This window comes from Dyadobacter ginsengisoli DSM 21015 (assembly GCF_059568735.1).
Window position 1 is genome coordinate 74,625 of sequence record NZ_JCANTY010000004.1, and the last position, 24,530, is coordinate 99,154.

Sequence of the window (24,530 nt, forward strand, 5' to 3'; positions counted from 1 at the left end):
TATCTATGAGGAGATTAAAAAGTTTGCAAAAATATCAAATTAGCGCAGGCCACAACGGGTATCAGGCAAAAAATCTGATTTACACCGGTCTGAGACCCATTTTCTCTCCCTCACTGATCATGAATGCAAATGCCGGCCCATGCTCGTTGGGAATAATCCCTTCCAGAATGGCCTCCCTTATCGCTTCTTTGATCACACCCACCTCGCGTGCAGGCTTGAGACCGAACGCCTCCATGATCATCTCCCCGGTTATCACCGGCTGAAAATTCCTCAGTTTATCCCGTTCCTCCAGGTCCTTAAGCTTCTGTTCGACCAGATTGAAATTACTGATGAACCGCCGCACTTTATCGGGGTTTTTGGAGGTAATATCAGCCCGGCAAAGATTCATCAGCGATTCGATATCCTCCCCTGCCTCTACCAGCAAACGCCGCATCGCAGAGTCGGTAATATCCTCTTTGGACAACACAATAGGGCGCAAATGCAGCCGCACCAGCTTTTTCACAAAACGCATCTTCTCGTTCAGCGGCAGCTTCATCCTCCGAAAAATCACCGGCACCATACGCGCGCCCACCTCTTCATGATTGTGAAACGACCAACCGTTCCGCTTATCGAACTTCTTGGTAGCCGGCTTCGCAATGTCGTGCAATATAGCCGCCCAGCGCAGCCAGAGGTCGTCCGACACCTGCGACACATTGTCGAGCACCTGTAATGTATGGTAGAAATTGTCCTTATGCCCTTTCCCTTCGATATGCTCTACGCCTTGCAACTCCACCATTTCCGGGAAAATGATCGATAATAGCCCTGCATGATACAGTAACTTGAACCCGTAGGAGGGTGTTTTGGAAAGAATGATCTTATTCAGTTCGTCGGAAATGCGCTCCATCGACACGATCGCAATGCGTTCCTTCATTTTGATGATCGCATCAAAGGTGTCGGGTTCTATGTCGAAATTCAGCTGGCTGGCAAACCGGATCGCGCGCATCATACGAAGCGGATCGTCGGAAAATGTAATCTCCGGATCGAGTGGCGTTCGGATAATCTTTTTGCGGAGGTCGTTTATTCCTTCAAACGGATCGACGAGCGCACCGAACGTCCTCTCATTAAGGCTGATCCCCATGGCATTGATCGTAAAATCGCGCCTGTTCTGATCGTCGGCCAGGCTGCCATCTTCTACCGCCGGCTTCCGTGATTCGGACCGATAGGATTCCTTCCTGGCCCCTACAAATTCTATTTCCAGGTCGCCCTGACGGATCTGGGCCGTGCCGAAGTTTTTATAAACACTCACAAACACATCGGGTCCCAGCCGGTTGGCCACCATCTCGGCCAGTTCAATGCCGCTTCCGATGGAAACGATATCGATGTCCTTGCTATTCCTTTTGAGTATCAGGTCCCTGACGAACCCTCCGATGATATAGGCTTCCACACCCAGCTCCCTGGCAGCCGCTGTAACAATTTCCAGAACCGGGTATGGTATCAAATGCTCTTTCAGATTCATGCCGCAAAGGTAAAGAATTCTTAATTCGACATGAAGCGGGCCGTTACATTACTGTGCCAGCTGGTAGTCTTGAATCAAGATATGTAGGGATAGATTAAGGCGTTTTGAAAGATTTCTGATCATTTCAATACTCAGCTTTCTTTTCTTATTCAAAACTTCCGATACCCGGTTTTTCCCTCCCATTTCTTCCACAAGATCGACCTGTTTAAGCTGCATTTCTTCCATACGAATTTTGATCGCTTCAATCGGGTCCGGTGGTTCTATCGGGTAATGTTCATCTTCATATGCACCGACCAGCAAGGCCAGTACATCAGCCTCGTCGCTTTCCGCCGTGCCGATTGGCGCATCAAAAAGCTCTCTCAGTCGCTTTAATGCGACGTTATACTCCTCCTCTGTTTTGATCAATTTCAGCATGGTCAAATCGAATTAGCGTCAATTTTGTCGTATTCTTCATGCGAGCCAATAAATCGGATAAATACCAGCTTCTGCTCAACTTCGGGGTGTTTTTCCCAAAAATCACGGAGCGTTCCTTTGGCAAAAATTCTTTTCATCTGGCATGGAAAACAAAAATACAATGTTCCCAAATATGGAACACTATTTAGACGAAAGAATGCTGAAAAGGTAACGTGATGTAGAAAAGATTGTTAACTATTCACCATAAAAAACGCCGTCCGCGGAAACCGGTCGAACAACTCATCCTTGAGTTCTTTGCTGATCGGTAATTCGCCAACAGCCGCGGCCATGCATTGAAGCCAGGCAACGGCATCGTCTTCGGTGATGGTATGCGGCATGTGGCGCGCACGCATCATCGGATGTCCGTACACATCGGAATATAACTGCGGACCTCCGAGGAATTGGGTGAGAAAAAGGCGCTGTTTTTCCTTGATAAGATCCTTATCGCTCTTGAAAAGTCTGGAAATGAGCTCGTGCTCAAATACCAGGTCGTAAAATTTATCGGTGAGTTGTCTCAGCGCCAGGTCACCACCAATGCGCTCATATAATGTCAGGTTTTCCATAGGTTGATCGGCCGGGATTCATGGGCCTACCGGCAGTACAACCCCGAATTTACCGGATCGGGTTCCCTGTGGCTGTATGACCAATATCAGTTCTCGAACCGCAGGTGCTTCACCGACTCTCCCGAACGGGCAAGTTCCGTAAGCGCCTCGATACCGATTTCCAGGTGTTGCTTCACATAGCTGGACGTAACTTTTTTATCGCTTTCCTCCGTTTTGACGCCCTCCGGCACCAGCGGATTGTCCGACACCAGCAGCAATGCGCCATGGGGAATGGAATTGGCGAAACCGACAATAAAAATCGTCGCCGTTTCCATATCGATCGCCATTGCGCGCACCTCTCTCAGATATTCCTTGAAGCTGTCGTCGTGTTCCCAGATCCGGCGGTTGGTCGTATAAACAGTGCCGGTCCAGTAATCCAGTTTGTGTTTTTTGATGCTGGCAGAAACGGTGCTTTGCAAGCGAAAAGAAGGCAGTGCCGGGATTTCAGAAGGCATGTAGTCATCGCTGGTACCCTCTCCCCGAATAGCGGCGATGGGTAGGATCAGATCTCCTACCTGTGTCTTCTTTAACCCGCCGCATTTGCCTAAAAACAACACCGCTTTGGGGTCGATAGCCGACAACAGGTCCATGACAGTGGCAGCCATGGGGCTTCCCATTCCAAAATTAATAATGGTAATGTCCTTCGCTGTGGCCGTTTGCATCGCCCGGCCCTGCCCTTTGATCTCCACACCAAATTTCTCGGCGAACATAGTCACATAATTCCCGAAGTTGGTCAGCAATATATAGCTTCCAAATTCCTCCACAGGCGTACCCGTATAGCGTGGGAGCCAGTTTTCGACGATTTGTTCCTTGGTGTTCATGAATTCGGCAGGTTTGTTGGCGAGGTATCCGGTGATGACTATCTTCGTTTTATGGAATCATTGAATCTTCCCGGATTTGCGTACAAAGTTAAGCAGGTAAACGGGAAACCGCATATTTTCGACATTATACGCAGGAAATTCGTCATGCTCACACCCGAAGAATGGGTACGCCAGCATTTCATCCATTTGCTGATTACGCATTACGGTTATCCGAAATCCCTCTTCGCGATCGAAACCGGCCTTCAGTACAATACGCTGGCCAAACGTACCGATATTATGGTACTTTCGAACAACGCATTGCCATTCCTGCTGGTCGAATGCAAAGCACCGTTCGTGAATGTTACCGAAGCCACATTTGCTCAGATCAGTCGCTACAATTTCACCTTACAACCTCAATACCTGGCCGTTACCAACGGAATGAGTCACTATTGCTTCCAGGCTGTGAAGGGCCGGATCCATTTCATTGACGATTTCCCCCAATACCGCGACTTCAATAGCTGATAAAAAAAGAACCTGCCCAAAACGGACAGGTTCTTTCAACATTCAGGTCATACAAAGCAGACGGTTGATACCAGGCAACCGTCCGCGGTAATTATTTACCGGCAACCAGTTTCACGTCGATAGAGAAATCGTCGTTGATCATTTTGTCGCCCAGGTTATCGAAGAATGATTTCGAGTTGTATTTGATGTCGTATTTAGAACGGTCAACGACCAGTTTACCAGTAGCTTCTGCACCGGCGGCAGTAGTTTTTACAGTTACAGGGAAAGTTACCGGCTTGGTAATGCCTTTGATCGTCAGGTCACCTGTTACATCGTAAACACCTGTTGCCTTAGGAGTTGCCTTCGTTACCACGAAAGTAGCAGTCGGGTGTTTCTCCACACCGAAGAAATCATCCGATTTCAGGTGGCCGATCAGTTTACCATTGTACTCTTTGTCGGTAAGGTCAGTACAGGTGATGCTGTTCAGGTCGGCAACGAATTTACCACCGGTTAGTTTTGCGCCATCCAGGGTGATCGTACCTTCTTTCAAAGTGATTTTACCGGTGTGCTCGCCGGTTACTTTTTTACCCAGCCAGGTCAGTTCACTTTTAGAGGTGTTCACTTTCAGGTTAGTAGCTTTTTTGTCATTATCTGCTGAAACAGAAGAAGATACAAACAAAGCTACGGCAAGAGATGCAACAAAAAATTTAACGGATTTCATTGTAGTTTTCATTTAAATTGAATTGATTTATGGATTGTGTTAATTGTGTTTTAAAGTTTAATGTTCCGCCTCCCGCAGCTTGTCCAGCAACGCGCTGATCTGGTCTGCCTCTTCCGGAGTAATGATGTTGAAACGGTTCTCCCATTCCTCAATGAACGGGTCAAGCATTTTCAGCAGGTCAAGCCCTTCTTCCGTAATCACAACGTCCACCGCCCTCCTGTCACTCGGACAAGACGTACGCTTAGCCAGGTTTTTGGCCAATAGCTTATCCACCAGTCGCGACGTATTCGAATTTTTGTCCAGCATCCGCTCGGTAATGTCACTCACCTTGATCGCATTCGACTGCTGGCCCCGCAGGATCCTCAGCACATTATATTGCTGCGCAGTGATATCATGCTCCTTGAAAAATTCAAGCTGCTTATATTCGAGCCAGTTGGTGGTATAAACCAGGTTTAATGCCAACCTTTGATATGGGCTTCGAAATTTTTTTTGCTTTATATCAGTTTCAATGGACATAGCCGGTATTAGTTCAATGTAAATAATTATGTATATACATTTAATGTAGAAACATCTATTATTGAGAGAATAGTTCAGTGGTGTGCAAAATATTTTTAGAAACTTTCCGAAAAGCCTAAAAATTAAACACAGATCACTGACAATCAATGAAAAATAAAATATGATTCAATTAACCAAGCCGCTCATCCTCGCCTCCAATTCCCCCAGGAGAAAACAGTTATTACAGGATTCCGGCTTCGAATTCACGGTCAGCGTACTCCCGACCGACGAAAGTCACCCGCCAGATCTCCCGGCCGAAGGAGTTGCAGGCTACATTTCAAGAGAGAAAGCCGAACAGTTCCGGGGATTGCACCCCGACGCACTGATACTTTCTGCGGACACCGTCGTCATCGCAGATCACCATATCCTCGCCAAGCCTGTCGATCACGAAGATGCCTTCAGGATGTTGCGAATGCTCTCCGGAAGACACCACACCGTCATCACCGCCGTAAGCCTTCTGTGGGACAATACAATTCAAACGGCATCCGACGTAGCGGAAGTTTACTTCCGGGAATTGGCAGATTGGGAAATCAACTACTATATTGAGAACTACAAACCGTTTGACAAAGCCGGCTCCTACGGTATCCAGGAGTGGATCGGGATGGTAGGGATCGAAAAAATCGAGGGGTCATTCTACACGATCATGGGCCTGCCCGCCCAGGTGGTGTACCAATTGTTGAAACCGCATTTCCGTTATGATCGCAGATAAATCAGCACATATTCCCAGGGTTTGTTATGAAATATTTGTGCGTTCGTTCTGCGATTCGAATGGCGACGGGATCGGGGATCTCAAAGGCATCATCTCCAAGCTCGACTACCTGGCTTCGCTCGGCATAGAGGCGATATGGCTCACGCCCATCCATCCCTCGCCGAGTTACCATAAATACGATGTAACCGATTTCTACGCCATCGACCCCGAATTAGGTACGATGGATGATTTTAAAAACCTGCTCACACAAGCGCACAAGCGAGGCATAGCCGTTTACCTGGATCTCATCGTCAATCACACCAGCACGCTGCACCCCTGGTTCACCGAGGCCCGCAAAAGCCCCGACAATCCTTACCGCCATTTCTACTGGTGGATGACAGAGGCACAAATCGACGAGCTCGGTATTTCGGAGCGGCAAACCTCGGATGATTCCCAGGTGGTTTGCCCGTGGCACGAAAATCCGGGAGACGACGAGAAATACTACGGGCTCTTTTACAAAGGAATGCCCGATCTCAACTATCATTCGGAAGCACTGCGGGAAGAAATTGCCAAAATAGTACGGTTCTGGCTGAACGACGTCGGTGTGGATGGTTTTCGCCTCGATGCCGCCAGGCACATTTACCCGACCTGGGAAAAGGAGATGAACGTCGGTTTCTGGGAGTTTTTTTCGCGGGTAGTGAATGAATCCAAACCGGGTGCATTTACCGTGGCCGAAGTGTGGGCAGAAACCGAAGAAGTCGCCCCCTACTTCCGGCACCTCAATGCCGCGTTCCATTTCGACCTCAGTTTTGCGTTACAGCGTATCCTGACCGGAGAGAAAAACGAAGGGCTCATTCCTAAACTTATGGCCAGTTTTGTATTGTTTCAAAAATACAATCCGCTTTTCATAGACGCCATTATGCTCACCAATCATGACCAGGAACGGATCGGCAGTGTGGTGGCGGGTAATATCGGGAAGATCAAACTGGCGGCAAGTATTCTGCTGACCCTCCCTGGCCAACCCTATATTTATTATGGTGAAGAAATCGGAATGCTAGGCAGCAAACCCGACCCATACATCCGGGAACCATTCCTCTGGTCGGAGCTCGAAAACGATCCGCAGCGTGCAAGCTGGATTCAACCCGAATTCACGACGCTTAAAACCTTACAGCCGCTTTCCGTTCAAATGACTGATCCGGGATCTGTTTTTAACCACTACAAAACATTAATCGCCCTCCGAAAAAGCGAACCGGCCCTGAGCCAGGTGCTGGCTCCCAACCTCCTGTCTCTGGATCTTGGCCATGAAGAGGTCCTTGCCTATTTGCGTCCACATGCGGAGCGGTCGCTGATTATCATTCATAATCTCGCCGCGTCACCCCTGGAAATAACATTACCAGCTGATAAGTCTGGCTTTAAACAGATTGTTTTTTCAACGGACCCGGCCCGGCAAAATGCGCTACAAAACCACACCCTTGCTCCTTACGCCACCCTGATCCTCGCAGCACCGATAAACGCCGATCAGTAGGGAATAAGGGATCCGGTTCTTTTTGGTTTAAATCTCCGTCGGTTCTTCAATGCTCCGTTTATGAAAACTGGAATTATTCCGTTTTGCCTGTTCGTCATACTGACATGTTCTGCCATGGCCCAGAAGTCCTACCCCACAATGGGAAAGATCATTTATGAAGATCCATCCTTTGAAAAACTGTTGCCCAAAAGTGCCAGGATCGAAGTGCTCGCCTCGGGCTTCGAATGGTCGGAAGGGCCTGTATGGGTCAGGGACGGCGGCTATCTCCTGTTCTCCGATGTGCCTAAAAACAAGATTTACAAATGGGATGAAAAGGAAGGACTCTCAGTTTTTCTAGAACCGTCGGGATATACAGGACGCGGCGTTTACAGCGATGAACCGGGAAGCAATGGCCTGATCATCGACAACAAGGGGCGCCTGGTTTCCTGTGAGCACGGCGATCGTCGCATTTCCGCCATGCCGCTGAATGTAGGGGGCAAGATCACATTGGCTGCTCACTTCGAAGGCAAACGCTTCAATAGCCCCAACGATGTGGTACAACATAGCAACGGCGACTATTACTTTACCGATCCTCCGTACGGCCTTGCCAAAAAACATGAAGACCCGACCCGCGAAATCCCGCAATTTGGCGTTTACCGCATCGACAAAGACGGAAAAGTGACTATGCAGGTAAGTGACCTGAGCCGCCCGAACGGTCTGGCTTTTTCACCCGACGGAAAAACATTATATGTAGCGCAATCGGACCCGGGAAAGGCGATCTGGATGGCTTACCCGATCGATGCGAACGGCAATGCAGGTAAGGGCAGGTTGATTTATGATGCCACCGCGATGGGTAAAGGCGGTCTGCCGGGATTGCCAGACGGGCTTAAAATCGATAAAGACGGTAATCTCTGGTCATCAGGCCCCGGCGGCATGATTATCCTCAGTCCCACGGGGAAACTGCTGGGAAGGATCGAAATGGGGGAACTCACCTCCAACTGCGCCTGGGGAAACGATGGCTCCACATTATACATGACCGTCGATGGCTATGTGTGCAGGGTGAAGACCAACACCCAAGGCGCAGGCTGGTAAAGTTGCTTTTTCGTTACTTCCTGACAGACCGAAGTGTGTTTTCGACATCCTTCTTCACCGTTACCCAGTCGGCTTTCCCATTCCGGTAGATATTGACGTACGCCTTGTAAAGTATAAGCCGGTCGTCGCTGATCTTGTCCAGATCCATCGACATAACCTGGCGGGCCGAAGGTTTCGCGTTCCGGTATTCGCTCAGAAGGTTGTTGTAGCGGTTGTCAAGTATGTCCAGTTCGTACAGCACTATTTCTCCCAGCTTATCCATTTCAGCATATTGGTTCAACGTACGCTGATTGTAATCTGCATTACCATGGGCCACAGGGGCGGTATTGCCTCCTGCATTACCGTCTGCAACCCGGTCATAATCCTTTCTGTAAGCGACATCCCCCGACTGGGTATCCCGGTCACTCTCGCCTGTGCGGGTAGAGCGATCGGATGCGGGCGTTGCCGACGAAGTACCATGGCGTTGGTCATACCGGCGCTGCAATGTTGCCGAGCACGAGCTACCGACGGCTACCCATGCAACCATCGCAGCCCCTATATAAAGTTTTTTCACTGGATATCCCGTTAAAAGTTATGCCTCAAACCTATGCTGAGCGCGGGATTAAAGTAAAAGAATTTGGGGATAAATTCAAGGTAACCGCCTCCTTCGATAAAAAATGACGTCGGTTTTTGGGCGAAAAAGAATTCGAGCCCGGCAGTTGCAGACGGGCCGGTCGAGATATTGGTCGTATAAACAGATCTCACATTACGGTCGGGGTAGTACCTGCGGGAGTTGATCTGCACACCCGGACCGGCGTAGGCACTCATCCGCCCGTTGAACAATGGCGCGTACCACAGATAGGTCACATTCAACATCACGCCCAACCCGCCCAGGTCGTCGTTACTGACTTTATAATTATCCTTTCCCTTGAACATTCCCAAATAGGTACCAAAACTTACATCGAGCGCATTCTTGTCACCATATTTCCTCAAACTGATGGCAATAGGCTCACCTGCCTCAAAACCCACGGCCCATTTTTGAGCCTGACCAAAAGAAATGAAGGAGGATAGCAGCAAGGGTAATAACACACACAACTTATTCATAATGACACCGATTTGGGTTATACAAAACTTTCCGGACCAACATTACCGGAAGCAGCTATAACCATCTGGTTACAAAAACAGTACCATACCACGCTGTTTCGGGTCAAAATCCATTCACTCAAATTCAGAGGCTGGTTTTGTTTCCAGATCATTTTCTTTCTAATATTGGGGCCACGTTCGATTAAACGCCTTTCTAACTAACTATCACACCAGTGGCCCAACAAAAGCAAAGCAAGATTTTCAATCCCAAAGATATCATAGCCTATTTTCTTGTTGCGGGTACCGGTGCATTGATCCAATTAGTTTCCAGCAGTCTCATTCAGGACTGGTTCAACATCTCCTGGAGTGAATCCATCGTGCCTTCTTATCTTGTAGGCTTTGTGTGGGGTTTTACACTGACGAAGCTGTTTGCATTCGACGCGCGTCGCAGCAATCAGACTCGCCGCGAAATGGTGAAGTTCCTGATGGTATCGATGGTATCCCTGTTTATTACCTGGGCATTTACCATCGGCTCATCGAAACTGCTGATCGACTATTTCGGGATGGAGGTATATAAAGTCAGGTTTCCCTTTGCCAAAAAGGAAGTGAATGTGACCGAAATGGTATGCTATGTGATCGGGATGGGTTTCAGCTTTATCAGCAACTACATTCTGCACAAAACTTTCACTTTCAAAAGCACCGGTTTTTACAACCGTCTGAAAGTCCTGATCCGCTGATTATTACAGCCGCTCCACGATTATTGCAGAAGCCCCTCCCCCGCCATTGCAAATGGTGGCAAGACCATATTTACCCTTGTTTTTTTCCAGTGCCGACAACAATGTGGTGATAATCCGGGCTCCGGACGCACCCAGCGGATGCCCCAGCGAAACTGCTCCTCCCAACACATTTACCTTTTCCGCATCCAGTTTCAAAGCGTTGATATAGGCCAGTGCCACTACTGCAAAAGCCTCATTCACTTCAAAATAGTCAATATCGGAAAGCGAGAACCCCGCTTTTTTCAACACCTTTTCCGTAGCCAGAATGGGCGTGGTCGTAAACCAGGCCGGCTCCTGCTCGGCATCGGCATAAGCAACAATACGGGCCACGGGTTTCAGATTCTTGGCATGAATTGTCTTACTCCCCGCCAATACCAGCGCAGCAGCACCATCGTTGATAGTCGACGCATTCGCGGCGGTGACTGTTCCGTCTTTTGAAAACACAGGCTTCAACAATGGGATTTTCTCAAACTTGACCCGCTTGTATTCTTCATCCTCCCCGACCGTTACGATTTCACCGCCTTTACCCGCAACATCTACCGGCACGATCTCCCGCGAGAAATAACCATTCGTGGTCGATTCGGCACTCCGCCGGTAGGACCTGATCGCGTAAGCATCCTGGTCTTCCCTGGAAATATTGTATTTCAACGCGGTATGATCCCCGCAAACACCCATGCCTATCTGATCATATACATCCGTCAGCCCGTCTTTCAGCAAGCCATCGATCACTTCGCCGTGGCCATAGCCGTATCCGTTTCTCGCTTTGGGCAGATAATAAGGGATTTGCGACATATTCTCCATTCCACCCGCCACCACGATCTCTGCATCGCCCAACTGGATGCATTGCGCCCCAAAAACAACTGCTTTCATCCCAGAAGCGCAGACCTTATTGACGGTAGTGCAGATCACAGAAGCAGGTAACCCGGCATAAATCGCTGCCTGGCGGGCCGGAGCCTGTCCCAGATTTGCGGATACGACATTCCCCATCAGCACTTCATCGACAGTGTCAACTTCAATGCCCGATCTGGAAATAGCACCCTGTATAGCCGTAGCACCCAGCCTCGCAGCGTGGACTGAAGAAAGACTTCCCCCAAAACTTCCTATCGGAGTGCGGACAGCAGATAAAATGAAAACCTCGTTCATAATGGAGTTTGAAGTCTATGAGTTGATGAGTTTAAAATTAGATGGACCTGAACTTGATTGGCCCAATTTAACTATAAACCCTTCCACTCATAAACTTTAGACTCACAAACTTTAAACTCATTCCAGCTCCGCTGAGCTTTCCGGCAAATGATCGTACTCGCCTTTCCATGCATAGTTGCCAAAGATGACAAGCCCGGTACAGATCGGAATGAAGATCAGGATGATGATCGACCATTGTAGCGTAGTATTGGTGCGGGCTATGCCTTCGGCCGCTTCCGCGATCTTGTCGGAGGCCTGCATAAACAGGAAGATAATAATGACAGGCCCCAGCAGCATCCACAAAAGACCCAGTATTTTCTTTAAACCACTCATTTTCTATTGGTTATTAAGATGACAAATTCTTTTTAAAATATTAGTCCATCACATGCTCATCCCGGCGATTGTCGATATACACTGCCCCTATCACAAACGAAAGCGCCGCAATGCCGATCGGGTACCAGAGCCCCGACAGCGGCGTAGACCCCTGGAAGGAGGCGATGAGTGTCGCGATAAAGGGCACCAGCCCTCCAAACACCCCGTTTCCGATATGATACGGCAACGACATGGAAGTATAGCGTATCTGGGTCGGGAACAGTTCTACCAGGAACGCGGCAATAGGCCCATACACCATCGTAACCAGCACAACCTGAAAGAACACCAGCAGGATCACCATAATATACGACCCTTGCGAAAGAGTCACATCTTTAATCACAATCTCGGGATCAGGCACCGGTGCAAGGACGTCTTCCGGAATGACCACCACTTTCGACTCTTTAAAAGTCATTCCGTTGGTCAGCGTTTTGGTGACTGTTGTCGTGATCAGCGAGTCCAGTTTATCTTTGACCAGCACACGCTCCACCAGCGGCTCAGATTCGTTCAGCAACATGGTCTTTTGCATTTCCTTTACATTGGTGACGTCCAGGAAATACTGGTAAATGGGCCGGTAACAAACGACACCGAGCAACATACCGGTTAGCATGATCCATTTACGCCCCACCTTATCGCTCCACGAGCCAAAAATCACGAAGAAAGGCGTCGCAAATACGATGGCCCACAGGAGAATGTAGCGCGACTCGTTAAAATCCAGCTTACAGGTATTTTCAAGGAACGACTGTGCATAAAACTGACCGGTGTACCAAACGACACCCTGTCCCATGGTAGCACCGAACAGTGCGACCAGTACCATTTTAAAATTCGCCTTTTTCTGAAAGCTCTCTTTCAACGGATTGGCCGAAACTTTACCTTCCGCTTTCAGTTTCGAGAACACCGGCGACTCGTGCATTTTCATCCGGATGTAAATTGACACGACCACCAGCAGGATCGATACCAGAAAAGGAATGCGCCATCCCCAGTCTGCGAAGGCTTTTGCACCCAACAGGTTCTTGGTCAGAACGATCACGCCCAGTGAAAGAAACAGACCCAGCGTTGCGGTGGTCTGGATCCAGCTGGTAAAAAAGCCGCGCCTGCCGACGGGTGCGTGCTCCGCTACATAGGTGGCAGCGCCTCCGTACTCGCCCCCGAGCGCGAGCCCCTGCACGAGGCGGAGGATCAGCACCAGGATCGGCGCCGCATAACCGATGCTTGAATAGGAAGGGATCAGGCCGATGAGGAACGTGGAGCCGCCCATGAGCACGAGCGTTAGCAGAAACGTGTATTTCCGGCCAATAAGATCGCCCAAACGACCGAAGACCAATGCCCCGAAAGGCCGCACAATAAACCCGGCCGCGAAAATCGCCAGGGTATTGATCAAAGCCGATGCACCGGCGTCACTTGGGAAAAGCTGCTGACCGATAATGACGGCCAGGCTACCAAAAATGTAGAAATCATACCACTCAATTAAAGTACCTAAAGAAGATGCAGCAATTACCTGCGTAATGCTTTGTGTAACATTTGGATGATTGGAACGCATGGGTTTAGGAAAGGTGAGGAATTAAACAATTTAGCTGAATAAGGCACAACCGCCTTTTCATTACTCATAGGCCCAACAAAAAGCCTCCGGGAACATTTCCCGGAGGCTGATCGGCTGCACCGAATAGATTATCAAAAATCGTCATCATCCTCTTCGAAATCGTCAAGCCGTCTGAGCAGCTCGTCTCCGTCCTCGATCACCACTTCGCGGTCATCTATATCATCATCATACTCGTCGATTACTTTCTCATCATCGATCTGATCATCGTCTTCTTCTTCATCCTCGTCATCATCTCCGTACGGATCTTGCGCTACCGGACGGGTGTTTTTCGTGCTCCCTTGGTAGTCAGGGAAAACAGCTGGTTCTAAAATTGCCTCGCTGATGTCAGCAAAGGCCAGTTCTCCACTTTCGCGTATCATGACAGTTTCTTAGTTAAAAGGTTCAATTTTAAACGTACGACCTAAAATTATTAAATTACTACTCCAACGGTTATTCTTTCCTGTCGAAAGATTTCATGAATAATTGACACTACAAAAATAATGATTTGGTAAAATGTAAAAACCTCTTGAAATTGCCGGAGAGAAAAAAAATCGGCAGAATATCTGTCGGAACGCCTTTCCGGCAGGCTACACAATGGCACATCTGACTGCAAATGAACACACTTGGTAACACCTGAGGCATTTTCCCAATCCTAACCCTTTTTGATGAATGTTTAAAAAATTTGTTCTCGTGGGGCTGCTCGCATGCGTTCTCATGAACCGGGGACACGCTGCTAACCCCGTTCCGGACTCTTCGCTCACGGTCCGGAAGACCACCGACTTCAAGGTAGATGGCGAAGGCACCGCCTCTAACTGGTCCTCCGCACAGTGGTTCAATATCACCGTCCAGAAAGGTCCCAATCAGCCGGCACCCGGCCAACAATTCCCGACGCGCGTCAAGATCATGTATTCGGACAAAGGCATGTACTTCCTTTTCGACTGCACCGATCGGAAACTGACGACGACGATCATGGAAGACTTCGGCGCATTGTTTAAAGAGGATGTAGTGGAAGTATTCCTCTGGCCCGACACATCGGTCCCTATTTACCTGGAATACGAAGTCTCCCCGCTGAATTACGAACTCGCCATCCTCGTTCCCAACATCAAAGGGAGGGCTCAGGGCTGGAAACCCTGGCATTACACCGACCGCAACCGGGTACAGCACGCCACCAGTGCCCAGGGCGGCCAGAAAAAGAGCATGGCTTCGGTTGAAGGCTGGAAGGCAGAGTTTTTTATCCCGTTCGCATTGATGAACCCCATCGCCAATGCTGCACCGAAATCCGGCGAAAAATGGAGAGGTAACTTCTACCGCATCGACTACGACAGCGAACCTACGTATTACTCCTGGCAGAAAACAGGTGGCAGCTTTCACGAATTCAACAAGTTCGGCACACTGGTGTTCGAATAGCAAGTATTATAATCTATCTCAATCTTTTCCAGAATCATGAAACGAACCATTCTTTCATTCATCCTTTTATTGTCTGCAATGATGACATTTGCACAGAAACCAAAGAAGGAAATACTTTACCTGGGTACCTATACGCAAAAAGGCGAGGGCATTTATGTCTATGAATTTGACCGCAGCGACTATTCCTTCAAAGAATTACAGGTACTGACGAGCAAAACCAGCCCCTCGTTCCTCGAATTTCACCCCAACAAAAAGTACCTGTACGCTGCCAATGAAGGCAACAGTACCGTATCGGCATTCGCTATCGACCAGGCTACCGGCAAGCTGACCGCATTGAATAGCCAGCCCGCACAGGGTCGCGGCCCCTGCCACGTCAGCGTGGACCCGAAAGGCCGGTTCATTTACCTCTCGAACTATGGCAGCGGCGACCTTGCGGTGTACAAGCTCAACCAGGACGGCAGCATCGGCGCATTGGCTGATACCATCCAGGATAAGGGCGCAGCAGGTCAGAAACCGCATATGCACTCCATTATTCCTTCTGCCGATGGCAAATATATCTATGCTTCGGACCTGGGTATCGACAAGATCATGGTATATGCGGTGGATCCGAAAACAGGTAAACTAACCCCGGGAGCAGTTCCTTATGCAGAGGTAAAAGCCGGTGACGGCCCACGCCATTTCGCCATTCATCCCAACGGAAATTTCGGCTATTCTGCCTGTGAGCTGGCGTCCGTCGTGAATTCTTTCCAAATCGTGAAAGGTTCGGGCGCGTTGGTGCCGATGGAGCGGGTAACTATGCTGCCCTCCGATTTTACAGGTAAAAGCTACGCCGCGGACATCCATTTTTCGCCCGATGGTAAATTCCTGTACGCGTCCAACCGCGGGCACGAAAGTCTGGCCATTTATGGTGTGGATGCCAAAACCGGCAAGCTCACTGTGGCAGGTCACGCCGACACCCATGGCAAACATCCGAGAAACTTCCTGATCGACGCCAAAGGCGAATTCGCGATCGTCACCAACCGCGACAATGACAATGCGGTATTCTTCAAACGTGACGTCACTACGGGCCAATTGACTTATACCGGGAAAGAGATCAGCGCGCCCACACCCGTATGTGTGAAGCAACTGTTCCTGAACTAATTGCAGTTCCTGCTCCCCCGCTGATGGAAATGGACGCCCGTCGCTGAAAACACGATATTGAATAATATTTCCAGCGATTGGCGCTTATTTCCATCAACTTTTTTAATTTTAGAAATCATAAAGTTATTCTTCGTTATTATTTAAGATATACCAAAGAAAATATTACTATTTTAATTTTCTGCGCGAGAATTGACTCCCCTTGAAAGTAAAATACTAATATTGCCGATCACTCCGGGCGCTCCATAAGATCATTGCATGAAGTTTTTGAATTACCTGATACCTAATTTAGCCACCGCAGTATGATGAACGGCCAGGACGATTTGCTTCTCATCTCCCTGATCAAACAGGGAGATAACCGGGCGCTGGATTGCCTTTTCAGAAAATACTATTACTCACTATGCCGCTTCGCAACCTATCTGAATAACCGCAAGGACCTCGCCGAAGAGATCGTCGCTGATGTTTTCCTCAGGATCTGGGAAAAACGCGACAGCCTGACCGTCGAGAAGAATGTCCGGTCGTACCTTTTCACCGCGACCCGGCACACCTGCATCAACTATATGAAGCAGGAAAAACACATCATGGAAGAGCTCAGTGACGATATGATCGGAGAAACGCCGGGTCCGGACGACGAGCTGATGTTCCACGAGCTTGAAACCCGCATTACCGACCTCATCAATTATCTCCCCCAAAAGAGAAAGGCGATATTTCAACTCAACCGCTTTGAAGGTTTCACCTACAACGAAATCGCCGAAATCCTTTCTCTTTCCTCCAAAACAGTAGAAAACCAAATGGGCAAAGCCATTAAGCAGCTGAAACTTCTGCAAAAAACTTATCAGATTTAAAAAATATTTTGAAAGGATGGGGGTATGCCCATTTTTTATTTGTCCTAACACCAGAAAGCTCTGAACTTGATGTCTGATCACACACCATGGCCCCTTATCGCCAAGTATTTGGCTGGCGAATGCAGCCCGGAAGAAAAGCTGGCGATGGAATGGTGGCTCGAAGAATATGATAACATGCTGCTATTCCGACAGATAGAATCGGCGTGGAAGCAGGAAAAAGAGCCGGAAGACGATCCGGCGTTCAATATGGAAAGCGGGCTTTCGAGGCTGCATGGCCTTATTGCCGGACAGGAAAGCGCAGCCGAAGAAGAACCGACAGAGGAGCCCCGCTATTTTAAAATCAGCTCCTGGATGGCAGCAGCAGGCATTTTACTTGTAACAGGGCTCGGCTACTTGCTGGTCAACAGGCAGCAACAGGCCCGAAACAATGCGCACATTGCGATGGAGACTAAAACCAGCGGTGCAAAAGACGTCGTGAGTATAGAACTGCCCGACGGGACGCAGGTTTGGCTCAATAAAAACAGCAGAATAGAGTACCCGAAAGTGTTCGACGGTGATGAAAGGGAGGTTTTTCTGGAAGGAGAAGCGTTTTTCGAGGTAGTACCCAATCCGGAGAAGCCGTTCATCGTGAAAAGTAACAAAGTATCCACGCGGGTTTTGGGAACGTCGTTTGATGTGAAAGCCTATGATGGAGACGAGACTGCATCAGTATCTGTTGCCACCGGAAAAGTAGAGGTAAGCAAGGAGATTGAAGAAGGCGAACCCATCCGGATTACACAACTGACGCCCGAGCAGGAACTCGTGATCAACACAGAAAAGGACGAAACGTATATTAATATCGTTAGCGTCGCGGATATTGCGCCCTGGCACCAAGGCCAGCTTATTTTCAGGGACAATACTTATGACGAAGTGATGAACGCTTTGCAGGAACGCTTCGGTAAAAAAATTGTATTTAACAGCAAAATTGGCAAATGCCGTGTAATGGCCAGTTTCAATCAGAATGCATCATTGAATGATGTACTAAAATTGTTGAGCATGTCCAATTCTTTCGATTACGTGATCGGTAAAGACATTGTTACCGTCACGGGAGGCACTTGCCATTAGGCATTTATTTCCATCCTCTTTAAAACATCCCTAACTGAGTCCTTGATGCTGCTAGCCGCACGCAAGGTGTTTTGACTATGAATTATTATGAAGTTGATATAATAATTGAATCCCTCAAATCCATTTAACCTCAACCTACTCAAAACAGTATGCGAAAAAAGTTACCCGACACCCGACTGAAAACAGGAACGGCGCTCAGGCGGAGCTTGGCCTTTGTCCTGGCATGTTTGATGTTCGCCCAACCACTGATTGCGGCCGGCCCGCGCGCATCAACCCCACGATCCATTCAGGGTATCGAGGAAGTGAAGATCTCCCTGGATCTCAAAGATGTGACATTGCAGAATGCATTTCTTGCTATTGAAAAAAGAAGCGATTTCAAGTTCATTACAAGCATCGAGCGCATCGACAAAAAACGAAAAATTTCCATACGCGCCGAGAAAAAGCCCGTCAAGGAAGTGCTGGAAACAATCCTGAACGGCACCGGACTGAGTTACACCCAGGTAAACAACAATATTGTGATCAGCAACAAACCGGCGGCTGCTAACACTGGTCAGACGGTACAACCTTCGGCGGCAGTTAATCTGGCCAAAGAAGTCCGCGGAACCGTAAAAGACGGCGCCGGTGCAGGCATCCCGGGCACAAACGTGCTGGTAAAAGGCTCCAACCAAGGCACATCTACAGGTACCGATGGTACCTATGCGATCAGTGTTCCTGATGAAAACGCCGTGCTGGTGTTTTCATCTATTGGCTACGTATCACAGGAAATCGCCGTTGGCAACAAAACTACTATCGATGTTACCCTCCTGGAAGACGTGAAACAACTTGGGGAAATAGTGGTAACCGCGTTAGGTATCGAGCGTAATGCAAAGACCCTTACGTACGCGACCCAGCAGATTGACGGCAAGAAACTGACCGACGTTCGGGACGCGAACTTTGTCAATACCTTATCGGGTAAGGTCGCCGGCGCCGTGATCACGCAGGGCTCATCCGGTCCCGGCTCGGCAACACGCGTAGTGCTCCGCGGTAACCGTTCCATTGCCGGTAACAACAATGCTTTATTCGTAGTGGACGGCGTCCCCATCGACAACACTGCGCGAAATCAGGTAGGAAGTGACTTCGGCGGTATTAACGGCAGTGACGGTGCCTCGAACATCAACCCGGACGACATCGAATCAATGAACATTCTGAAAGGTGCGGCGGCATCGGCATTGTACGGAAGCCGCGCAGCCAACGGGGTGATCATGATCACTACAAAAAAAGGAAAAGCAGGCAAAGTAACTGCCGACATTAACTCCGGCGTGGTAGTTGAAACGCCGTTTTTGCTTCCCAAACTTCAAAATACCTACGGACAAGGAAGCGGTGGCAAAGAAAGCACCAATTCGAGCCAGAGCTGGGGACCTGCCATGCAGACCTTTCCGGACAATATCCGGGATTTCTACCGCAAAGCGGTTTCAACCAACAACTCTGTCGGCATTTCGGCCGGCTCTGAAAAGATTCAGACCTACTTGTCGTATACCAATAACTACAACCAGGGTATCCTGCCGAATAACAAGCTGATGCGGCATACCTTTAACCTTCGTCTGAATACGCAAATCACCAAGCGCCTCTCGGCCGATGCCAAAATCACCTATGTTAACTCCGACATCCAGAACAAACCGCGTTCGGGTGAAGAGAGTTCGGTAACCATGAACTTGTACAAAATCCCCCGCAGTGTGGATTTGAATCAATACAAAACTTTCGAAGACGCAGCGGGCAAGCCTACCTACTGGGCAAGTTCGGGTATTTATATGAACCCCTACTGGACGATCAACCGCACCTTCGAATCAGAGAAACGTAACCGTGTGATTTCTCTGGGTTCGGTTAAATATGAACTGACAGACTGGCTGAACGTGCAAGGCCGTCTGAGCTATGACTGGTATGCTGATCGTATTAACCGCGGCTTCTACAACAACACCCTGCTTTTTGCCGGTTCAGGAGGCTCTTATGAAGATTTTACTGCGGAAACTGTCGAAAGAAACATGGATGTCATCGTTTCAGGTAACAACAAGCTCGGAAAAGATCTCCACCTGACATACAACTTCGGGGCAGGCCAAACCTATCAGAAATATTCACAGGTTGGAGGAGCGACGACGGGTTTGACCGTTCCAAACTTCTTCGATCTTTCTTTTGCAGCGGCACTAACGCAAAGGACCGCATTCAGTCAGAAAGAACTTCAATATGTATTCGGAACAGCTTCATTGTCATATCGTGATTTCATCACCATCGACGGTTCGGTGCGCAACGACTGGTCATCGACTTTGCCTAAGCCTTACTCCTATGCGTACTACTCTTTCGGCGGCAACGTAATCCTGACAGAAGCATTCAAATTGCCCGAAGTGATCAGTTTCGCCAAATTGCGCGGCTCGTGGGCCCAGGTGGGTAACGACACCGATCCGTACCGGTTGTTACAAACTTATGCCTTTACCCAAGGCGGCAATGGCGGAGGTTATATTAACCGCAACACGACCCGTCCTGCCGAAAACCTGAAACCGGAGATTTCATCCTCCACGGAATTCGGTCTCGATCTCCGCCTGTTCTCCGGAAAACTCGGTTTGGATTTTACTTACTACAATACCAACACAGTAAACCAGTTGCTCACATTGCCACAAGCAACGCCGACCGGTTTCCAGAACCAGTTTATCAATGCGGGAAAGATCAACAACAAAGGTTTCGAGATCTCATTGACGGCATCCCCGCTGAAAGGCAAAGCCCTGACCTGGGATGCAACGCTGAACTTCGCGCGTAATGTAAACAAGATTGTGGAGCTTCACCCGAACATCAAAACAGCTTCCCTAGGCGGAAACACCCGTACTACGACGGCGATTGTTCGTGAGGGCGGCTCCTATGGTGACTTGCAGGCATTCGGCTGGAAAAAAGATGCGAACGGCAACTATGTTGTAAATGCAAAAGGGCTTCCGGTACCGACCGCATTCGACAACATCGTAGGCAATTTCAACCCCAAATTCACAGTGGGTCTGAACAACTCGTTCTCTTACAAAAACTTCGTGTTCAGCTTCCTGATCGACGGCCGCGTAGGTGGCGTGATGACATCCGGAACCGATGGTAACTTGGCTTATGACGGAACGGCTGACTATACCGAGGAACACCGCCAGGGTGGCTGGGTACTACCTGCCGTTACCGAAACCGGCGAAACCAACAATGTGCCGATCGATGCGCAGACATTCTGGCAAACCGTTTCACAAGGCCGCTACACCTGGGGCGAATTCTTCACCTACTCTACTACCAATTTCCGTTTGAGAGAGGCAACGCTCGGCTATAACATCCCAACCCCTCCGGGTATGTTTATCAAATCGCTGCGCCTGTCGCTCACGGCCCGCAACCTGTTCTTTATCTACCGCGGTTATGCCAAAATGGATATTCCAGGCTTGTCAAAACGTAAACTTCCATTCGATCCTGATGTAAACCTCGGTGCAGGTAACTACCAGGGATCGGAATATGGAGCCCTCCCTTCAACACGTACTGTTGGTTTGAATTTGAAAGTTGGATTCTAATAGACAGACATTTAAAATACTGTAACATGAAATTACCATTGAACAAATATATCAGAGCAACCACTTTTGGCGTACTGACCGGCTCGGCACTAGCCCTGGCGAGCTGTACCGGCGACTTCGATGAACTGAATACCAGCCGTACGTCGCTGACTACAATTACCGACGCCGAACTCCCCTACATATTCTCCCGCGCACAACAGCAGGCATCGTACTCGGCGGGAACGTATCAGACTGCGCAAAACCTGTTTGCGGACTTGTATGCTCAGTATTTTGCAACCACCACGCCAAACTTCCAGTCAGACCGCTACTTCATGCACCCGACCTGGATTGATAACCACTGGAACCCGGTGTATACCCAGGTAGTGCCGCAGTTGCAAATCCTGTTCGCCAGGGTAGATCCGTCTACTGCACAATATGCATTGGCGAACATCTGGTGGGTATTCGCCTTCCACCGGGTGACAGACTACTATGGCCCTATTCCATACTCGGAAGCCGGAAAGGAAACAGTGCCGGTCAAGTACGACTCGCAGGAAGAGATTTATAACGATTTCTTCAAACGCTTGTCCGAAGCTACGGCGGTACTCAAAGGCAAAACATCCGATAAGCCTTACGGTACTTACGACATCGTTTACGGGGGTGATGTGAATAAATGGATCAAATTCGCCAATACGCTGCGCCTGCGCCTGGCGCTTCGTATTTCGAAAGTAAATCCTGCCAAAGCCAAAACGGAAGCCGAAGCAGCGATTGCCGGCGGCCTGCTGACCGACGTCGCCGACAATGCTTACATGGCGAAAAGCCTGCTCGGAGGCGACAATAATGGCCTTGCTACCATCTCCGGATGGGGCGAGTTCCGGATGAGCGCGGCTATGGAATCGGTGCTGAAAGGCTATGAAGATCCCCGCATTGGCATTTATTTCCAGCCTGCGTTCCTTACCAAAACTTACGAAGGTCTGCGTAACGGACTCGGCCCCACTGAGCTTGCGGTAGCTGCCAACAGCAACGACAACAACTCGAACATCGGCGAGCGCTGGATCCGCAACACGGGTGGCGGCTCGGCGTGGGATCGCCAGCTGGCTGTCAAGCAAGATGTAATGCATACGGCGGAAGCCTATTTCCTGCTTGCAGAAGCAGCATTAAATGGCTGGAATGTGGGTAGCGGAACTGCGCAGTCGTTTTATGAAAAAGGTATCCAGGCCTCCATGGAAGGCTGGGGCATCACCGGTGCTGCAGTTACTACTTATATTAACAGTACAAAAACGCCTGTCGCTCCCGGCGACCAGCAGCAATCCGCCGCGCTTTCCAACATTCCTGTAAAATGGGGTGCTACGGCAGCTGTACAAAGAGAGCAGATCGCAACCCAAAAATGGCTTGCCCTCTACCCGGACGGCATCGAAGCATGGGCAGAGTTCCGCCGCACAAGGCTTCCGAAGCTGTACTCAGTGGTTAATTCTGTGAATACCGACGTTCCTACCACAGCGGTAGTAAGACGGATCCCGTTCCTGTTGCAGGAGAAGCAAAACAATGGAGCGGCAGTGGAAGCCGCGGTAAAACTTCTCGGTGGGGCCGACAATGCAGCTACACCACTCTGGTGGGATAAGAACTAGCAATATTCTGATGGATCCAAAGTGCCTTCCGGTGATATTATTCCGGAGGGCACTTTCAAAAATCAGTCAATCGGAATAAAAAGGCTTCAAAACCAGTATTGACCAAAGTTTATTTTTTAAAATTTTAATTATTAAAAAAATAAACCTATAAAACAGAGTATTGGCATCCCTAAAACGCATCTTTCCTCTGCATACTGTCAAATCCGTTTTGTAAAGCCTTTAACCAATCTATTCAGTCCTTAACCAATATGATAAACCGTAGAGATTTAATCAAGCATCTGTCCACAGTTCCCCTCCTGGGCGGATTTTTGGGCAGTAGTACTGCCGAGGCTGCCGGTCTGATCGCCAAAACGCCGGTCCGCAACCTGGCCAAAGAATTAGGCATCCGCACGTTCATTAATGCAGCAGGAACCTACACGATGATGACCGGCTCGCTCATGCAGGACGACGTGGTCGCGACCATCCAGGGGGCAGCCAAGGAATTTATGATGCTCGATGAAGTCCAGACCAAAGTAGGCGAGAAAATCGCCGCTATTACCCACGCCGAATCGGCGGTTGTGACGGCCGGCTGCTTCTCGGCGCTCACGCTCGGGCTTGCGGGCGTGCTCACAGGCATGGACCAGAAAAAAGTAGAGGCACTTCCGCATCTGGAAGGCACGGGTATGAAATCGGAAGTGATCATTCAGAAAGGCCATAACATAGGCTATTCGCACGCATTGACCAATACCGGTTGTAAGATCGTCCAGGTTGAAACGGCGGAAGAGTTGCAGAAAGCGATCAATGAGAAGACCGCATTGATGTGGTTCCTGCACATCCAGTCCGATAAAGGGCAGATCATGCATGAACAGTGGATCGAGATCGCCAAAAAGAACGGTATCCCGACGATGATCGACATGGCTGCGGACGTGCCGCCGGTTGAAAACCTCTGGCGTTTCAACGACCTGGGCTTCGACCTCGTGTGCGTGTCGGGCGGGAAGGCCATGCGCGGACCGCAAAGCGCGGGTATCCTCATGGGCAAAAAGCAATACATCGACGCGGCACGCCTCAGCATGCCTCCCCGCGGATCGACCATCGGCCGTGGGATGAAAGTGAATAAAGAAGAGATCCTCGGCATGTATGTTGCGCTGGACAACTTCGTAAAAATGGATCACAAAAAAGAGTGGAAAGTGTGGGAGGACCGCGTAGCGACCATCGAGAATGCTGTAAAAAGCGTGAAGGGTGTAATGACGGAAGTAACGGTTCCCGAACTCGGTAACCATACACCCACATTGAAAGTCTCATGGGATGCGAGCAAGATCAGCTTGCCTGTAAAAACCTTGCAGGAAAGCCTTCGCAAAGGCAATCCCTCAATTGAGGTAATGAGCGGCGAAAACAATTCGCTGACCATTACAACCTGGATGCTCAAAGCGGGCGAGGAGAAAATCGTGGCATCCAGACTGAAAGAAGAACTGTCAAAAGCAGTTGTTTAAATATGTACAGTACCATTTAACTCTTCCTAAACCC

Annotated in this window: 25 protein-coding genes; 12 read left to right on the forward strand and 13 right to left on the reverse strand. The window is 49.2% G+C overall.

Annotated elements, in window-relative coordinates; all coding sequences use genetic code 11:
• Nucleotides 1-79: 79 nt before the first annotated feature.
• The 5 genes from BP71_RS15510 to BP71_RS15530 all read right to left on the reverse strand — a co-directional run bounded on the left by BP71_RS15510 (nucleotide 80) and on the right by BP71_RS15530 (nucleotide 3,371).
• Entirely contained in the window at nucleotides 80-1,495 is a 1,416-nt protein-coding gene (locus BP71_RS15510) for a CCA tRNA nucleotidyltransferase (RefSeq protein WP_496380724.1), read from the reverse strand.
• A 48-nt stretch (nucleotides 1,496-1,543) separates the two neighbouring features.
• Entirely contained in the window at nucleotides 1,544-1,909 is a 366-nt protein-coding gene (locus BP71_RS15515) for a helix-turn-helix domain-containing protein (RefSeq protein WP_496380726.1), read from the reverse strand.
• Between the two features lie 2 nt (nucleotides 1,910-1,911).
• Nucleotides 1,912-2,046, reverse strand: coding sequence for a type II toxin-antitoxin system HigB family toxin (locus tag BP71_RS15520; protein WP_496380728.1), 135 nt, complete (start codon nucleotides 2,044-2,046; stop codon nucleotides 1,912-1,914).
• Nucleotides 2,047-2,139: 93 nt separating this feature from the next.
• Nucleotides 2,140-2,511 carry a globin domain-containing protein gene (locus BP71_RS15525; RefSeq protein WP_496380730.1) on the reverse strand — a complete coding sequence of 124 codons (372 nt, stop codon included), beginning with the start codon at nucleotides 2,509-2,511 and terminating at the stop codon, nucleotides 2,140-2,142.
• 86 nt (nucleotides 2,512-2,597) lie between these two features.
• On the reverse strand, nucleotides 2,598-3,371 hold the full coding sequence (locus tag BP71_RS15530; RefSeq protein WP_496380732.1) for an AMP nucleosidase: 774 nt from the start codon (nucleotides 3,369-3,371) through the stop codon (nucleotides 2,598-2,600).
• A 51-nt stretch (nucleotides 3,372-3,422) separates the two neighbouring features.
• Here BP71_RS15530 and BP71_RS15535 point away from each other — a divergent pair, with 51 nt between their 5' ends.
• Entirely contained in the window at nucleotides 3,423-3,872 is a 450-nt protein-coding gene (locus BP71_RS15535) for a type I restriction enzyme HsdR N-terminal domain-containing protein (RefSeq protein ID WP_496380734.1), read from the forward strand.
• A gap of 91 nt (nucleotides 3,873-3,963) precedes the next feature.
• Here the strand turns inward: BP71_RS15535 and BP71_RS15540 are convergent, their stop codons facing one another.
• Nucleotides 3,964-4,572 carry a YceI family protein gene (locus BP71_RS15540; RefSeq protein WP_496380736.1) on the reverse strand — a complete coding sequence of 203 codons (609 nt, stop codon included), beginning with the start codon at nucleotides 4,570-4,572 and terminating at the stop codon, nucleotides 3,964-3,966.
• Between the two features lie 57 nt (nucleotides 4,573-4,629).
• Complete coding sequence (locus BP71_RS15545; protein WP_496380738.1) at nucleotides 4,630-5,088, reverse strand: MarR family winged helix-turn-helix transcriptional regulator; 459 nt, start codon at nucleotides 5,086-5,088, stop codon at nucleotides 4,630-4,632.
• 160 nt (nucleotides 5,089-5,248) lie between these two features.
• Here BP71_RS15545 and BP71_RS15550 point away from each other — a divergent pair, with 160 nt between their 5' ends.
• The 3 genes from BP71_RS15550 to BP71_RS15560 all read left to right on the forward strand — a co-directional run bounded on the left by BP71_RS15550 (nucleotide 5,249) and on the right by BP71_RS15560 (nucleotide 8,411).
• The gene (locus BP71_RS15550) at nucleotides 5,249-5,836 is read left to right on the forward strand and encodes a Maf family protein (RefSeq protein ID WP_496380740.1); all 588 of its coding nucleotides are present in this window, start codon (nucleotides 5,249-5,251) and stop codon (nucleotides 5,834-5,836) included.
• Entirely contained in the window at nucleotides 5,823-7,340 is a 1,518-nt protein-coding gene (locus BP71_RS15555; RefSeq protein ID WP_496380742.1) for an alpha-amylase family glycosyl hydrolase, read from the forward strand. The genes BP71_RS15550 and BP71_RS15555 overlap by 14 nt, the downstream gene beginning before the upstream one ends.
• 114 nt (nucleotides 7,341-7,454) lie before the next feature.
• On the forward strand, nucleotides 7,455-8,411 hold the full coding sequence (locus BP71_RS15560; protein WP_496381843.1) for an SMP-30/gluconolactonase/LRE family protein: 957 nt from the start codon (nucleotides 7,455-7,457) through the stop codon (nucleotides 8,409-8,411).
• A gap of 13 nt (nucleotides 8,412-8,424) precedes the next feature.
• Here BP71_RS15560 and BP71_RS15565 read toward each other — a convergent pair whose 3' ends face one another.
• Nucleotides 8,425-8,964 carry a hypothetical protein gene (locus BP71_RS15565; protein WP_496380744.1) on the reverse strand — a complete coding sequence of 180 codons (540 nt, stop codon included), beginning with the start codon at nucleotides 8,962-8,964 and terminating at the stop codon, nucleotides 8,425-8,427.
• A gap of 11 nt (nucleotides 8,965-8,975) precedes the next feature.
• Nucleotides 8,976-9,494, reverse strand: coding sequence for a hypothetical protein (locus BP71_RS15570; protein WP_496380746.1), 519 nt, complete (start codon nucleotides 9,492-9,494; stop codon nucleotides 8,976-8,978).
• 212 nt (nucleotides 9,495-9,706) lie between these two features.
• Here BP71_RS15570 and BP71_RS15575 point away from each other — a divergent pair, with 212 nt between their 5' ends.
• Nucleotides 9,707-10,210 carry a GtrA family protein gene (locus BP71_RS15575; protein ID WP_496380747.1) on the forward strand — a complete coding sequence of 168 codons (504 nt, stop codon included), beginning with the start codon at nucleotides 9,707-9,709 and terminating at the stop codon, nucleotides 10,208-10,210.
• 3 nt (nucleotides 10,211-10,213) lie between these two features.
• Here the strand turns inward: BP71_RS15575 and BP71_RS15580 are convergent, their stop codons facing one another.
• From BP71_RS15580 to BP71_RS15595, 4 genes are all read right to left on the reverse strand, one after another.
• Nucleotides 10,214-11,392, reverse strand: coding sequence for a thiolase family protein (locus BP71_RS15580; RefSeq protein ID WP_496380749.1), 1,179 nt, complete (start codon nucleotides 11,390-11,392; stop codon nucleotides 10,214-10,216).
• Between the two features lie 117 nt (nucleotides 11,393-11,509).
• Nucleotides 11,510-11,764 carry a DUF6814 family protein gene (locus tag BP71_RS15585; RefSeq protein ID WP_496380751.1) on the reverse strand — a complete coding sequence of 85 codons (255 nt, stop codon included), beginning with the start codon at nucleotides 11,762-11,764 and terminating at the stop codon, nucleotides 11,510-11,512.
• Nucleotides 11,765-11,804: 40 nt separating this feature from the next.
• The gene (locus BP71_RS15590) at nucleotides 11,805-13,340 is read right to left on the reverse strand and encodes an MFS transporter (RefSeq protein WP_496380753.1); all 1,536 of its coding nucleotides are present in this window, start codon (nucleotides 13,338-13,340) and stop codon (nucleotides 11,805-11,807) included.
• Between the two features lie 131 nt (nucleotides 13,341-13,471).
• Complete coding sequence (locus BP71_RS15595) at nucleotides 13,472-13,759, reverse strand: hypothetical protein (RefSeq protein ID WP_496380755.1); 288 nt, start codon at nucleotides 13,757-13,759, stop codon at nucleotides 13,472-13,474.
• A gap of 289 nt (nucleotides 13,760-14,048) precedes the next feature.
• Here BP71_RS15595 and BP71_RS15600 point away from each other — a divergent pair, with 289 nt between their 5' ends.
• From BP71_RS15600 to BP71_RS15630, 7 genes are all read left to right on the forward strand, one after another.
• A complete protein-coding gene (locus BP71_RS15600) occupies nucleotides 14,049-14,786 on the forward strand; it encodes a carbohydrate-binding family 9-like protein (protein WP_496380757.1) in 738 nt (245 codons plus the stop codon).
• A gap of 36 nt (nucleotides 14,787-14,822) precedes the next feature.
• Nucleotides 14,823-15,926: a lactonase family protein gene (locus tag BP71_RS15605; RefSeq protein ID WP_496380759.1), complete on the forward strand. Its 1,104-nt coding sequence runs from the start codon at nucleotides 14,823-14,825 to the stop codon at nucleotides 15,924-15,926.
• A 299-nt stretch (nucleotides 15,927-16,225) separates the two neighbouring features.
• Complete coding sequence (locus BP71_RS15610; RefSeq protein WP_496380761.1) at nucleotides 16,226-16,768, forward strand: RNA polymerase sigma factor; 543 nt, start codon at nucleotides 16,226-16,228, stop codon at nucleotides 16,766-16,768.
• 69 nt (nucleotides 16,769-16,837) lie between these two features.
• Nucleotides 16,838-17,872, forward strand: a complete 1,035-nt coding sequence (locus BP71_RS15615) for a FecR family protein (RefSeq protein ID WP_496380763.1) — start codon at nucleotides 16,838-16,840, stop codon at nucleotides 17,870-17,872.
• A gap of 149 nt (nucleotides 17,873-18,021) precedes the next feature.
• Nucleotides 18,022-21,423 (forward strand): SusC/RagA family TonB-linked outer membrane protein, encoded by a 3,402-nt coding sequence (locus BP71_RS15620; RefSeq protein WP_496380765.1) that lies wholly within the window; start codon nucleotides 18,022-18,024, stop codon nucleotides 21,421-21,423.
• 26 nt (nucleotides 21,424-21,449) lie between these two features.
• Nucleotides 21,450-23,027: a SusD/RagB family nutrient-binding outer membrane lipoprotein gene (locus BP71_RS15625; protein WP_496380767.1), complete on the forward strand. Its 1,578-nt coding sequence runs from the start codon at nucleotides 21,450-21,452 to the stop codon at nucleotides 23,025-23,027.
• A gap of 248 nt (nucleotides 23,028-23,275) precedes the next feature.
• Nucleotides 23,276-24,496: an aminotransferase class V-fold PLP-dependent enzyme gene (locus tag BP71_RS15630; protein WP_496380769.1), complete on the forward strand. Its 1,221-nt coding sequence runs from the start codon at nucleotides 23,276-23,278 to the stop codon at nucleotides 24,494-24,496.
• The last annotated feature ends 34 nt before the right edge of the window (nucleotides 24,497-24,530 follow it).